The sequence below is a fragment of the Lactococcus allomyrinae genome (assembly GCF_003627095.1).
In the GTDB taxonomy this organism is placed as follows: domain Bacteria; phylum Bacillota; class Bacilli; order Lactobacillales; family Streptococcaceae; genus Lactococcus; species Lactococcus allomyrinae.
This window is the reverse complement of sequence record NZ_CP032627.1, coordinates 1,977,502-1,990,616: the sequence shown is the minus strand read 5'-3', so window position 1 is coordinate 1,990,616 and position 13,115 is coordinate 1,977,502. Positions and strand designations below refer to the sequence as shown.

Here is a 13,115-nt window from a genome sequence, read left to right as displayed (position 1 = left end):
TGGAAGTCGTGATAAAATTCTTGACAAAGGAAGTGGTGTTTGATAGAATATAATAGTTGTCGCGAGAGAGGGAAGCCGCTCAAGCGAATAGACCCTTGAAAACTGAATAAAGAAGAATGACTCATGTGATGTAGTAAGATACATCAAAAAATCTGTCAATCAATAATGAAAGACAAGCCAGTCACTACGGTGACTTAAATACTTTATTTGAGAGTTTGATCCTGGCTCAGGACGAACGCTGGCGGCGTGCCTAATACATGCAAGTTGAGCGCTGAAGGAAGGTACTTGTACCGACTGGAAGAGCAGCGAACGGGTGAGTAACGCGTGGGGAATCTGCCTTTGAGCGGGGGACAACATTTGGAAACGAATGCTAATACCGCATAACAACTTTAAACACAAGTTAAAAGTTTGAAAGATGCAAAAGCATCACTCAGAGATGATCCCGCGTTGTATTAGCTAGTTGGTGAGGTAAAGGCTCACCAAGGCGATGATACATAGCCGACCTGAGAGGGTGATCGGCCACATTGGGACTGAGACACGGCCCAAACTCCTACGGGAGGCAGCAGTAGGGAATCTTCGGCAATGGACGAAAGTCTGACCGAGCAACGCCGCGTGAGTGAAGAAGGTTTTCGGATCGTAAAACTCTGTTGTTAGAGAAGAACGTGTGTGGGAGTGGAAAATCCATGCAGTGACGGTATCTAACCAGAAAGGGACGGCTAACTACGTGCCAGCAGCCGCGGTAATACGTAGGTCCCGAGCGTTGTCCGGATTTATTGGGCGTAAAGCGAGCGCAGGTGGTTTATTAAGTCTGGTGTAAAAGGCAGTGGCTCAACCATTGTATGCATTGGAAACTGGTAGACTTGAGTGCAGGAGAGGAGAGTGGAATTCCATGTGTAGCGGTGAAATGCGTAGATATATGGAGGAACACCGGTGGCGAAAGCGGCTCTCTGGCCTGTAACTGACACTGAGGCTCGAAAGCGTGGGGAGCAAACAGGATTAGATACCCTGGTAGTCCACGCCGTAAACGATGAGTGCTAGATGTAGGAAGCTATAAGTTTTCTGTATCGCAGCTAACGCAATAAGCACTCCGCCTGGGGAGTACGACCGCAAGGTTGAAACTCAAAGGAATTGACGGGGGCCCGCACAAGCGGTGGAGCATGTGGTTTAATTCGAAGCAACGCGAAGAACCTTACCAGGTCTTGACATCCCGATGCTATCCTTAGAGATAAGGAGTTACTTCGGTACATCGGTGACAGGTGGTGCATGGTTGTCGTCAGCTCGTGTCGTGAGATGTTGGGTTAAGTCCCGCAACGAGCGCAACCCCTATTACTAGTTGCCATCATTAAGTTGGGCACTCTAGTGAGACTGCCGGTGATAAACCGGAGGAAGGTGGGGATGACGTCAAATCATCATGCCCCTTATGACCTGGGCTACACACGTGCTACAATGGATGGTACAACGAGTCGCGAGACAGTGATGTTTAGCTAATCTCTTAAAACCATTCTCAGTTCGGATTGTAGGCTGCAACTCGCCTACATGAAGTCGGAATCGCTAGTAATCGCGGATCAGCACGCCGCGGTGAATACGTTCCCGGGCCTTGTACACACCGCCCGTCACACCACGGGAGTTGGGAGTACCCGAAGTAGGTTGCCTAACCGCAAGGAGGGCGCTTCCTAAGGTAAGACCGATGACTGGGGTGAAGTCGTAACAAGGTAGCCGTATCGGAAGGTGCGGCTGGATCACCTCCTTTCTAAGGAATAGTTACAAAGACGTGAGCATTCAACTTTATTCAGTTTTGAGGGGTTTAGTTAATAAACCTAAGCAAGAATCAAATTCTTGATTGTGGGGCCTTAGCTCAGCTGGGAGAGCGCCTGCTTTGCACGCAGGAGGTCAGCGGTTCGATCCCGCTAGGCTCCATTAAGATAGGAAGGGCGGTCCGCTTGCGGAAAGTTCAGTTATCTTATTGTCAACGAAGACATAAAAATAGAATTGAACATTGAAAACTAAATAACAATATCTAATAACGATAAATAAACCGAAAAGCTGTGAATTTTAAAGAATTTACAAACTTATACTTGAAAAACGATGATTTTAAATCATCATGGCAAAGTTAATAAGGGCGCACGGTGGATGCCTTGGCACTAAGAGCCGAAGAAGGACGTGACTAACGACGATATGCGACGGGGAGCTGTAAGTACGCTTTGATCCGTTGATTTCCGAATGGGGAAACCCAGCTGCTACTAGCAGTTATTCATGAGTGAATACATAGCTCATGTAAAGGTAACGCAGAGAACTGAAACATCTAAGTACCTGCAGGAAGAGAAAGTAAAAACGATTTCGTAAGTAGCGGCGAGCGAACGCGAAGAAGGGCAAACCAAGAAGCTTGCTTCTTGGGGTTGTAGGACTGCAACGTGGACTTAAGCATTATAGTCGAATAACCTGGGAAGGTTAATCAAAGAGGGTAATAATCCCGTAGACGAAATAGCGCTTATACCTAGCAGTATCCTGAGTAGGGCTGGACACGCGAAATCCAGTTTGAATCCGGGAGGACCATCTCCCAACCCTAAATACTCCTTAGTGACCGATAGTGAACCAGTACCGTGAGGGAAAGGTGAAAAGAACCCCGAAAGGGGAGTGAAATAGCACCTGAAACCGTGTGCCTACAAGAAGTTCGAGCCCGTTAATGGGTGAGAGCGTGCCTTTTGTAGAATGAACCGGCGAGTTACGTTATGATGCGAGGTTAAGTTGAAGAGACGGAGCCGCAGCGAAAGCGAGTCTGAATAGGGCGTTTTAGTATCATGATGTAGACCCGAAACCTAGTGACCTATCCATGAGCAGGGTGAAGGTGTGGTAAGACGCACTGGAGGCCCGAACCAGGACACGTTGAAAAGTGTTTGGATGACTTGTGGATAGCGGAGAAATTCCAAACGAACTGGGAGATAGCTGGTTCTCTCCGAAATAGCTTTAGGGCTAGCGTCGAAATGTAAGTGTATTGGAGGTAGAGCACTGTTTGGGTGAGGGGTCCATCTCGGATTACCAATCTCAGATAAACTCCGAATGCTAATACACATGTTCGGCAGTCAGACTGCGAGTGCTAAGATCCGTAGTCGAAAGGGAAACAGCCCAGACCAACAGCTAAGGTCCCAAAATATATGTTAAGTGGAAAAGGATGTGGGGTTGCACAGACAACTAGGATGTTAGCTCAGAAGCAGCTATCATTCAAAGAGTGCGTAATAGCTCACTAGTCGAGTGACCCTGCGCCGAAAATGTACCGGGGCTAAACATATTACCGAAGCTTTGGATTGATATTTTATCAATGGTAGGAGAGCGTTCTTAACCGCGAAGAAGGTATACCGTGAGGAGTGCTGGAGCGTTAAGAAGTGAGAATGCCGGTATGAGTAGCGCAAGATAAGTGAGAATCTTATCCACCGTAAGACTAAGGTTTCCAGGGGAAGGCTCGTCCGCCCTGGGTTAGTCGGGACCTAAGGCGAGGCCGAAAGGCGTAGTCGATGGACAATAGGTTGATATTCCTATACTAGATATAATAGTGATGGAGGGACGCAGTAGGCTAAAGGATGCCAGTTAATGGATTCTGGTCTAAGCAGTGAGGTGTGAGATGTGTCAAATGCATTTCTCTTTAACATTGAGCTGTGATGGGGAAGTTTCTACGGAAACGAACTCCTTGATGTCACACTGCCAAGAAAATCTTCTAGCGTTAAATTATATCTACCCGTACCGCAAACCGACACAGGTAGTCGAGGCGAGTAGCCTCAGGTGATCGAGAGAACTCTCGTTAAGGAACTCGGCAAAATAGCCCCGTAACTTCGGGAGAAGGGGTGCTGGTGTAAAAGCCAGCCGCAGTGAATAGGCCCAAGCAACTGTTTATCAAAAACACAGCTCTCTGCTAAACCGCAAGGTGATGTATAGGGGGTGACGCCTGCCCGGTGCTGGAAGGTTAAGAGGAGGAGTTAGCGTAAGCGAAGCCCTGAATTGAAGCCCCAGTAAACGGCGGCCGTAACTATAACGGTCCTAAGGTAGCGAAATTCCTTGTCGGGTAAGTTCCGACCCGCACGAAAGGCGTAATGATTTGGGCACTGTCTCAACGAGAGACTCGGTGAAATTTTAGTACCTGTGAAGATGCAGGTTACCCGCGACAGGACGGAAAGACCCCATGGAGCTTTACTGTAGTTTGATATTGAGTACCTGTAAGTCATGTACAGGATAGGTAGGAGCCATTGAAATAGGGACGCTAGTTTCTATTGAGGCGTTGTTGGGATACTACCCTTGACTTATGGTTACTCTAACCCGCTGGCAATATCGGCCAGGGAGACAGTGTCTGACGGACAGTTTGACTGGGGCGGTCGCCTCCTAAAGAGTAACGGAGGCGCCCAAAGGTTCCCTCAGATTGGTTGGAAATCAATCGTAGAGTGTAAAGGTATAAGGGAGCTTGACTGCGAGAGCTACAACTCGAGCAGGTAGGAAACTAGGGCTTAGTGATCCGGTGGTACCGCATGGAAGGGCCATCGCTCAACGGATAAAAGCTACCCTGGGGATAACAGGCTTATCTCCCCCAAGAGTTCACATCGACGGGGAGGTTTGGCACCTCGATGTCGGCTCGTCGCATCCTGGGGCTGTAGTCGGTCCCAAGGGTTGGGCTGTTCGCCCATTAAAGCGGCACGCGAGCTGGGTTCAGAACGTCGTGAGACAGTTCGGTCCCTATCCGTCGCGGGCGTAGGAAATTTGAGAGGATCTGTCCTTAGTACGAGAGGACCGGGATGGACCTACCGCTGGTGTACCAGTTGTTCCGCCAGGAGCACGGTTGGATAGCTATGTAGGGAAGGGATAAGCGCTGAAAGCATCTAAGTGCGAAGCCCACCTCAAGATGAGATTTCCCATTCGTAAGAATTAAGAGCCCAGAGAGATGATCTGGTTGATAGGCTGGAAGTGGAAGCCCTGTGAGGGGTGGAGCGGACCAGTACTAATCGCTCGAGGACTTTACCAAGAGAGTCAAATATAAAATGCTTATGGTTTAGGAGTTAGAAGAATTGTTATTTAGTTTTGAATGTTCAAAGTAACATTTAATGATTTGGTCATCATTGCGATGGAGATACACCTGTTCCCATGCCGAACACAGCAGTTAAGTCCATCTACGGCGGAAGTACTTGGGGGTTGCCCCTGGGAGATAAGCTAATGGCCAAGTTAAGTAAGAAGGGGAGCATTGCTCTTCTTTTTTTTATTTTTACGAGGTTGAGGTAAGATAAAAGCCTTCGTTTTAGAAGGCTAGTTTATTCGAGGGGATAATCTTGGAGTGCGGAGCGTATCATCGTGTAAGAAAAGCCTTTACGAACTAAATGCTGGATAATTCTTTGTTCGCGTTCGTGTCCATCGTAATTTCGTGAATAGCGATGATCAGCTTTGGATAATTCGCCTATGAGAAGTGTCATTTCATTGTCTTCATCTGACTCTAATTCTAGACTGTCTAATGCAATTGAACTAACAGAATAAGAGAAACCTTTAGTGGTTAAGGTTTGAATGATTTTTTGTTTAAGTTGGTTCAAAGGGAGCTTATGAGCGGTTGAACGGACTTGTTTTTCTGCAAGTTTGTACGCAACGTCAATCTGTTTTTCTTCAGTGTAAAGTTCTTGGAGCGCTTGCTCTATAATGGATTTATTAATTCCTTTTAGATATAATTTCTGTTTAATCTGATAGGGACCCGCGGTGGACATGGAAATTTTTCCTTGAATAAAATTTTCTGCATAGTTTTTATCATCAATGAGTTTATTTTCTGTCAGTACTGACAGAATCTCGGAGGCTTGTTCCTCCAATATATCATGTTCATAAAGATATTTTCTAACTTCTGCGCAAGTGCGGGGTTTGAAAGAAATGTAGTAGAGGGCAAGTGATTTTCCTCTCGCAAACTGGTCAAAGTTTATGATGCTTATTAATTCTTCGTCAGTGATTGTTTTGCCTGTGATTAGTATGAAATGAACAATGGTGTCATCGCAAACATATATTTTATCTTCGGTACAGTTTTCTAAATCAATTCGATATAGTTTTTTGAGTTTTTTTATTTCAGTAATTTTTCCCATAGTCTTATTATATACGAAAATAACTGACAGATGTTACTGACAGAATTTCTGTCAGTAAATATTTTTGAAGAAATGCAGGAAATACAAGGTTTTTATGGTATAATCAGAGCTATGATAAATTTAAAAATTGGACAAAAAATATCGCTTGAAATTGAGCGAATGGGAATAAATGGTGAGGGAATCGGAGTCATATCAGGACGCTTGGTTTTCGTGCCTTATGCGTTACCAGGTGAAGAAATTGTCGCTGAAATTACTGAAAATGCACGGAATTTTAGCAGAGCAAAATTGGTAGAAATAAAGAAAAAATCACCAAATCGTGTAAAACCAATGGACCGCGCTTATCACGAGATGAGTCAGTCGCATATCATGCATCTCTCCTATCCGATGCAGCTAGAATTTAAACGTGATGTGCTACGTCAGGCTTTGGAAAAATATAAACCAGCGGGCTGGTCATCTTATGACTTGCGTCCAACTTTGGGTATGAAAGATACTTTGCATTATCGTAACAAGTTGCAGTTTCAAGTGAGACGTCTCAATGATGGAACAGTAATTGCAGGACTTTACAAAGAAGGTACCCATCATCTGGTCAATCTGGAAAATTGTTTGGTACAGGATGCAAAAACGCAAGAAATTATTAATCAAATTTGCCGTTTGATTGAAAAATTTGACTTGCCTGTTTATGATGAACGTAAGATTGGTGGAATTCGGACGGTAATGGTGCGTCGTTCGCGAAAAACTGGTGAGGTGCAGATTATTTTTATTAGCTCCACACCGATTATTTTGGATGGACAAGTTTGGCCTGAATTACGTGAAGAACCATCAAAACGTCAGAAAAATAGCTTTGTCAAATTTGATAAAATGCTGTCAGCATTGACAGAACAATTTCAAGAGATTGTAACGGTTGCAGTGAATTTTCATCCGAAAAAAACGAGTGAAATTTATGGTGAACGAACACAAATTTTGTTTAATGAAAAAGAAACCATCACCGAGGGTGTGCTGGACTACGATTTTGAGCTGAGTCCGCGAGCTTTTTATCAGCTGAACTCTGAGCAGGCCAATGTGCTTTATGCTGAGGCTGTGAAAGCGCTCCATCCGAAAAAAGATGACCGTGTGATTGATGCTTATTGTGGTGTGGGTACGATTGGTTTTGCTGTCGCAAAAAAAGTTAAATCTGTTCATGGCATGGATATTACTCCAGAGTCGATTTTTGATGCACGTAATAATGCAAAACGTCTAGGCTTGAAGAACTGTCACTATGAGATTGGTAAGGCAGAGCGGATTATTCCAAATTGGAATAAATCTGGTCATCGTGCAACTGCGATGATTGTTGACCCGCCTCGTACTGGACTTGATGATGCCTTACTTGAGACAATCACGAAATTCCCACCTGAGCGGATTGTATATGTGAGCTGTAATGTTTCAACCCTTGCCAAAGATCTGGTGGTTCTTGCCAATTACTACAAAGTAGAATATATTCAATCTGTTGATATGTTTCCTCATACTGCTCGGACGGAGGCTGTGGTGAAATTGACTAAACGTCCAGAGCCATTAAAAATTGTGAAATTTGAACATAAAGATGAGAATCTAAGTGCTTTCAGAGGGAGAAAAACAGGTCACACTACTCGAAAACAAGGGAATAAGCGTTGAAATTTACTGACAGAATTCAAAAATATTGCTGACAAAACTTCTGTCAGTACTGACGAATGAAAACGAGGGACTGAAAACCTCGTTTTTATGATAAAATAAAGTATATTAACTCCATTTTAAAAATTGAGTAAGGGATATGGACTTTCTCCATTGTGTTGTTTATTTTCAAGAAATGAGATAAAGCGAAAGAAGAAAATATGGCAAAATTTATTGTAACAAAAGAATTCTGGGAACTTTTTCCTGATGCACATTTTGGTATTGTGCTGGCAAAAAATTTTGATAATAGTGGAAAAACACCTGACGAAGTTTTGCAACTGTTAAATAAAGCAAATGAGCAATCTGAAAAATTTACGCAAGAGGATATTTTTAGTGAAAATCCTGCTGTTACTGTGTGGCGTGAGGCTTATAAAAAGTTTAAAACTAAAAAAGGGGCACGCAGTTCAATTGAAAATCTTCTAAAACGCGTAAGCAAAGGAAAAGAAGTAGGAACAATCAATCCTTTGGTGGATTTATATAATAGTATTAGCCTAATGTATGGACTTCCTGCTGGTGGAGAAGATTTGGATACATTTGTTGGAGATATGCGCCTGACTAAAGCACGTGGTGGAGAAGAGTTCATCGGCATTGGTGAAGAAAAGTCTGAGCCTTGTCTTGCAGATGAAGTGGCTTATTTGGATGAAGCAGGCGCAGTTTGTCGGTGTTGGAACTGGCGTGATGGGAAACGTACGATGTTAACAGACGAGACAAGAAATGCTTTTCTGATTGTTGAAAGTTGTGTAGCAGAACAAGAAAGTGCAGTACATGAGGCAACTGAAAAACTGTCAGCGTTGATTAATGAGCATTTTGGACTGAGAACGACAGTTGGGATTGTTGATAAAGCTCATCCAAACCTAGAACTTTAAGAGAAAAATATGATTTATTTAAGAAAAGCGGTACTGACAGACCTACCAAAAATTGTCAGTATACTGACAGAAGCTAAAAGTTTCCTAAAAAAGTCAGGTTCAGATCAATGGCAAGGACAATATCCTGCGTTAGCAGATATTGAAAATGATATGGCAAAAAATCAAGCTTATGTTCTTGTTGTAAATGATAAGATTGTAGCTTATAGTGCTGTAATTACAGGTGAGGAGCCAGCGTATACTGAAATTACGGATGGAAAGTGGTCAAATGATAGTTTAGACTATGTGACGATTCATCGTATTGCTTTTTCAGACCAATATCGTGGACAACAATTAACAAGATTTCTTTTTTCAACGATATTTAGTTTGATGAATTCGCGAGATTATCATGATTTTCGAGTAGATACTCATGAGATGAATCAAGTTATGCAGCATGTTTTTGAGCGAGAAGGTTTTATAAGACGAGGTTTTGTGTTTATTGAAGGCAAGCGTATTGCTTATCAATTAGAATTGGATTAGAAAATGACTAAAGAGGAATTAATCAAGCTTGGCTTGTCTCTAGGCGCAACCTATCTTGACTTCCCATTTAGTCAAAATAGCAGAGCTATTGATTATGCAGTATTGCGTCATTTGAAAAATAAGAAAATTTTTGCAATTATTTATGAACGCAATGAGAATTTGATTGTTGCTCTTAAGCAAAACCCAGAAATTTCCCAAGAGCTCCGAGAATTTTTTGTAGATGTAACTCCTGCCTTTCATATGAATAAAACACATTGGAATGATGTTCGATTGGGTGGAGATGTTCCAGATGATACCATCCAAAAGATGATTGAAAATAGTTATGATTTAATAAAACCTAAGAGAAAGGTAAAATAAAAATGAATTATGAACAGCAATTTCTTAAAGACTTTTCAGAATGGATTGAACAGCAAGTAAAAATTTCAGATTTAGCGATGAAAGCAGCTAAAAAAATCGCCAAAGAAGACCATAAACCAGAAGCGGAAGATGCAGTCATTCGCTATGAAAGTCGTCTGGATGCTTATCGTTTCTTGCAAGGAAAATTTGAAAATTATAAAAATGGCAAAGATTTTCACGATATGCCAGATTTTGAGACAAAGACTTATTAGAAAGAATTAAAAATGAAATTAGAATTTATGGCTGGTAATCAAGTGCGGGTAAGAGCTCTCGCTTAGATTACCGCAAAGTCTTATTTCTTTGCGGATATGAGAAAGGAATAAGAAAAATGTTAAAACCTTATGAATACAATAGAATAAAAGCACTGACTTTTGACTTGGTAAATATTTACCATTCTGTCAACGATAAATCCACTGTCAGTGCGGTTTACGCGCAAGTTGTCAGTGAAATTTTGTTACTGACAGACTTACCAGAAGTTAAAAATTTTCTGTCAGCAATTGATGGTCCGAAACTTTCACGAGACCAAGCTGAAAAATTACTTCTTGACTTGAAATCTTTGGTAGAGCCATTTCCATTGATGACTGAAAATCAAATGAGAAAAACTTTTAAAAAAGTTAAGAAACTTAAAATTCCAGCGACGACACTTTGGGATATGCGCGAGGTCACTTATTTCGCTTGGAATGAGGTGTCAAGCGGCCGCAAGTACATACTGACAGCGGATGGACGCGGTTTTTACGGGACGATGTCAGGAAGCATGAAAAACATTTGTGCCATTTGCAAAAAGACAAGTATAGTAACGCAGTTTCTCGCTGTAACGAAAACGGGATCTGACGGAACTTATACAAAAAATGGGACTTATATTTGTCTGGACTCGGATAAATGCAACCAACAAATCCAGTCTATCCAAGGCTTAAACCAATTTTTAGAAATAATTAGAGAAAAATAATGGATAAAAAAGATTTTGATGAATATTTTACTGACGAAAGTCTGTCAGCCAGTCAGCTAGAAAGATTACAACTGACAAGAAAGTTGGTCAATGACCTCTACCCTGAAGTGCAGGAGCGTGTGGCTTACAATATGCCTGGCTTTTATCCAAAGCTCGCGACGAAGTCAAATCAACAACTTTTCCTCGTTCAAGCGCAGAAAAATTGGCTCGGAATTTATGGTACAGACGGACTAGAGCCAGAAGATTTTACGACATTTATTCGCCAAGGCGTTGAAGTCGGCAAAGGTTCGCTCCGCGTGCCTTATGATTTGAATGAAGAAAAATTCAAATCGCTCCTGCAGTTTGTCATGAAGCACAATTTTATTCGGCACGGCATTGAGCTAATGCATGATAAAGGAAAATTTTCAGGTAATGATAAACCGCAAAAAACCTTGTAAAAGTCAAAAAAATCTGATAAAATGAAAACAACTTGATGAGGAGTAACAAAGCGAGATTTAAAGAGAGATAGTGGATGCTGAAAACTATCAATCAGACTTTGTGAAGGTTGCATCATTTCAGGAAAATCAGCTGTCAGTATGCTGACAGAATAAAATGAGCGTCTGTCAGCATACTGACAGGAATTTAGGTGGTACCGCGCGTGAGCGTCCTATTTTGGGATGTTTGTGCACGGTATTTTTTGCTGGAAAGTGAGTAAAATATGGAAATCTCATTAAGAATAATGACAAAAGAAGATTTGTCAGTTTATTATTCATGGCAACTTGATGAAACTTCTCGATTTCAAGCCGCTTTTATGCCAAAAGAAAAATCAGAAAGTTTTGATGAATTTTCTAAAAATTGGGAAGAACGCCTTGAGAATTCGACGATTAATGCTTACATGATTACATTGGACGAAAAGAGCGTTGGAATGGTTGGGAAATATGAGCAAGATGAGCTTCCAGAAATAACTTATTGGATAGATAGGACATTTGCTGGCCAAGGTATAACGACAGAAGCTGTCAGGCTGCTTATAGAAAGAATAAAAGCACGTCCAATTTTCGCTTCAGTTGCTTTTGACAACATTGCCTCCAAGCGTGTTTTAGAAAAAAATGGATTTGTCAGTACTGACAGCATAGTTAGCTATGCGCCCGTGAGACAAAACGATATTATAGAGTGTATTTATGAATTGGAAAAGTAAAGGAGTGCGCCCGTGAAAATCACAATTTTCGGAGACTCCATCACAAATGGCTACATGGCGGAAAATCCACTGATTTTGAAGGACTTGATTGAAGAAAAAGTGCCACAAATCGAGGTCAAACTCCACGGTATCAACGGCGACGACACCTACGGCGCGCAATACCGCATCAAGTACGTCAAAGCTGAAAACGCTGACCTGAACTTTGTTTTCTTCGGCGCCAATGACGCCTCGCCTTATCATCTCATCCGCCCTGATGAATTTAAGCAAAATCTGACCAAAATCATCAATCAGCTCGGTAGAGAGGAAACCATCCTTATCACGCCGCCCTACTACAATGAGCTAGAGCCCACGCACTACAGTAAACTTTCCGAAGTCAAGCTTTTCAGACAAGCCACCCTCGACCTTGCGCAAGAAAAACAACTTCCCGTGATTGATATTTTTCAGGCGATGGTTGATTTTCCTGAGCCAAATGCTTTGCTAAGACCTGATGGGCTTCATTTTACTGAGGCTGGATATGAGGTTTTGGCGGATAAAATTGTTGAATGTATTGGAGAAAGATAATGGCAAAAGCAAAAATTATAAATTTGCTGCTTGATGATGGAAATCTTGATGGATTGCTTACGATAGAAGATTCTTCTTGGGATGGAGCGATGTTTGTTTCTCCTCGAGAAAGTGTTGAAAAACTGTTTGAACAAGATGAAACAAACTATTGGGGAGTTTACCTGTTAATTTCTGAAACGGAGGTATATATCGGTCAAGCAAGTGATTTACAGCGTAGAATCAAGCAACATGATAAAGGTAAAGATTTTTGGAAAAAAGCAGTTCTGATTACAACAAAAGATGATTCGCTCAATCGTTCAGCGATTGATTACATTGAGCATGAATTGATTGAAAAATCAAGAAAATCGGGTACGCTTCATAGTGAAAATAAACAAGCGGGTAATAAATCGAAAGTCAGCCGTTTTGACAAGGTACGCTATGATAATTTTATTGAAAATGCATTACTTTTGTTGGAGCTGATTGGTGTAAAGGTTTTTATTAAAAATTCCAGAGTTATTCAAGTAGGAGCAAAACAGAAATTTTCACCAAAAGATAATAAAAAGTCAGAGTTGGGAGTAAATGGCTCAGATAAAAATGACTTTTATATTGAGTTGAGTGATGGTTTTAGCTATCATGGAACAAACAACAGAGATTATTTCTTGCGTACGATTGAGCACTTGATAGACGTTAGTCCTGATAAGTTTTACGCACTGAAAGATACCTGGATTTCTAAGAAGGGGAGGGCGTATATTACAGCAAAGCAAGAATATAGCAGTAAATCCAACACGCCTCTCTATTCACAAATCAAAGATGGAAGTTTTGTATACACTAACCAGTCTGCACAATCGTTACATAAAAATCTCAACGGATATTTGAAAAATTTTGACTTAGAAAGAATAAAATAA

Annotated in this window: 11 protein-coding genes, 1 tRNA gene, 3 rRNA genes and 1 other annotated feature; of the genes, 14 read left to right on the top strand and 1 reads right to left on the bottom strand. The window is 41.6% G+C overall.

The window, feature by feature from the left end; translation table 11 throughout:
* The first annotated feature begins 203 nt into the window (after nucleotides 1–203).
* The 4 genes from D7I46_RS09265 (at nucleotide 204) to rrf (ending at nucleotide 5,200) form a co-directional block, all read left to right on the top strand.
* A 16S ribosomal RNA gene (locus D7I46_RS09265) occupies nucleotides 204–1,750 on the top strand.
* 94 nt (nucleotides 1,751–1,844) lie between these two features.
* Nucleotides 1,845–1,917, top strand: a tRNA-Ala gene (locus D7I46_RS09260).
* 186 nt (nucleotides 1,918–2,103) lie between these two features.
* Nucleotides 2,104–5,002: ribosomal RNA gene (locus D7I46_RS09255) — 23S ribosomal RNA — on the top strand.
* Nucleotides 5,003–5,085: 83 nt separating this feature from the next.
* A 5S ribosomal RNA gene (gene rrf / locus D7I46_RS09250) occupies nucleotides 5,086–5,200 on the top strand.
* Together the 16S, 23S and 5S rRNA genes with 1 tRNA gene alongside form the textbook arrangement of a ribosomal RNA operon.
* 85 nt (nucleotides 5,201–5,285) lie before the next feature.
* Here the strand turns inward: rrf and recX are convergent.
* Nucleotides 5,286–6,089 (bottom strand): recombination regulator RecX, encoded by an 804-nt coding sequence (recX, locus tag D7I46_RS09245; protein ID WP_120772642.1) that lies wholly within the window; start codon nucleotides 6,087–6,089, stop codon nucleotides 5,286–5,288.
* A gap of 111 nt (nucleotides 6,090–6,200) precedes the next feature.
* On the opposite strand from recX, the gene rlmD reads away from it, so the two are divergent.
* The 10 genes from rlmD to D7I46_RS09195 all read left to right on the top strand — a co-directional run bounded on the left by rlmD (nucleotide 6,201) and on the right by D7I46_RS09195 (nucleotide 13,115).
* Entirely contained in the window at nucleotides 6,201–7,736 is a 1,536-nt protein-coding gene (rlmD, locus tag D7I46_RS09240) for a 23S rRNA (uracil(1939)-C(5))-methyltransferase RlmD (RefSeq protein ID WP_240424536.1), read from the top strand.
* A gap of 197 nt (nucleotides 7,737–7,933) precedes the next feature.
* Entirely contained in the window at nucleotides 7,934–8,638 is a 705-nt protein-coding gene (locus tag D7I46_RS09235) for a B3/B4 domain-containing protein (protein WP_120772641.1), read from the top strand.
* A 9-nt stretch (nucleotides 8,639–8,647) separates the two neighbouring features.
* A complete protein-coding gene (locus D7I46_RS09230; RefSeq protein ID WP_120772640.1) occupies nucleotides 8,648–9,154 on the top strand; it encodes a GNAT family N-acetyltransferase in 507 nt (168 codons plus the stop codon).
* A gap of 3 nt (nucleotides 9,155–9,157) precedes the next feature.
* Nucleotides 9,158–9,511, top strand: coding sequence for an MmcQ/YjbR family DNA-binding protein (locus D7I46_RS09225; protein ID WP_120772639.1), 354 nt, complete (start codon nucleotides 9,158–9,160; stop codon nucleotides 9,509–9,511).
* Nucleotides 9,512–9,513: 2 nt separating this feature from the next.
* Nucleotides 9,514–9,762, top strand: a complete 249-nt coding sequence (locus D7I46_RS09220) for a DUF1912 family protein (RefSeq protein WP_120772638.1) — start codon at nucleotides 9,514–9,516, stop codon at nucleotides 9,760–9,762.
* Nucleotides 9,763–9,878: 116 nt separating this feature from the next.
* Nucleotides 9,879–10,496, top strand: coding sequence for a FusB/FusC family EF-G-binding protein (locus D7I46_RS09215; protein WP_120772637.1), 618 nt, complete (start codon nucleotides 9,879–9,881; stop codon nucleotides 10,494–10,496).
* Nucleotides 10,496–10,933, top strand: a complete 438-nt coding sequence (locus D7I46_RS09210; protein WP_240424394.1) for a DUF1801 domain-containing protein — start codon at nucleotides 10,496–10,498, stop codon at nucleotides 10,931–10,933. Before D7I46_RS09215 ends, D7I46_RS09210 begins: the two co-directional genes overlap by 1 nt.
* Nucleotides 10,934–10,959: 26 nt before the next feature.
* Nucleotides 10,960–11,148, top strand: a binding site (T-box leader).
* A gap of 66 nt (nucleotides 11,149–11,214) precedes the next feature.
* Nucleotides 11,215–11,670, top strand: a complete 456-nt coding sequence (locus tag D7I46_RS09205; RefSeq protein ID WP_162930873.1) for a GNAT family N-acetyltransferase — start codon at nucleotides 11,215–11,217, stop codon at nucleotides 11,668–11,670.
* Nucleotides 11,671–11,682: 12 nt separating this feature from the next.
* Nucleotides 11,683–12,231: a GDSL-type esterase/lipase family protein gene (locus tag D7I46_RS09200; RefSeq protein ID WP_120772634.1), complete on the top strand. Its 549-nt coding sequence runs from the start codon at nucleotides 11,683–11,685 to the stop codon at nucleotides 12,229–12,231.
* Nucleotides 12,231–13,115, top strand: coding sequence for a GIY-YIG nuclease family protein (locus tag D7I46_RS09195; protein WP_162930872.1), 885 nt, complete (start codon nucleotides 12,231–12,233; stop codon nucleotides 13,113–13,115). The genes D7I46_RS09200 and D7I46_RS09195 overlap by 1 nt, the downstream gene beginning before the upstream one ends.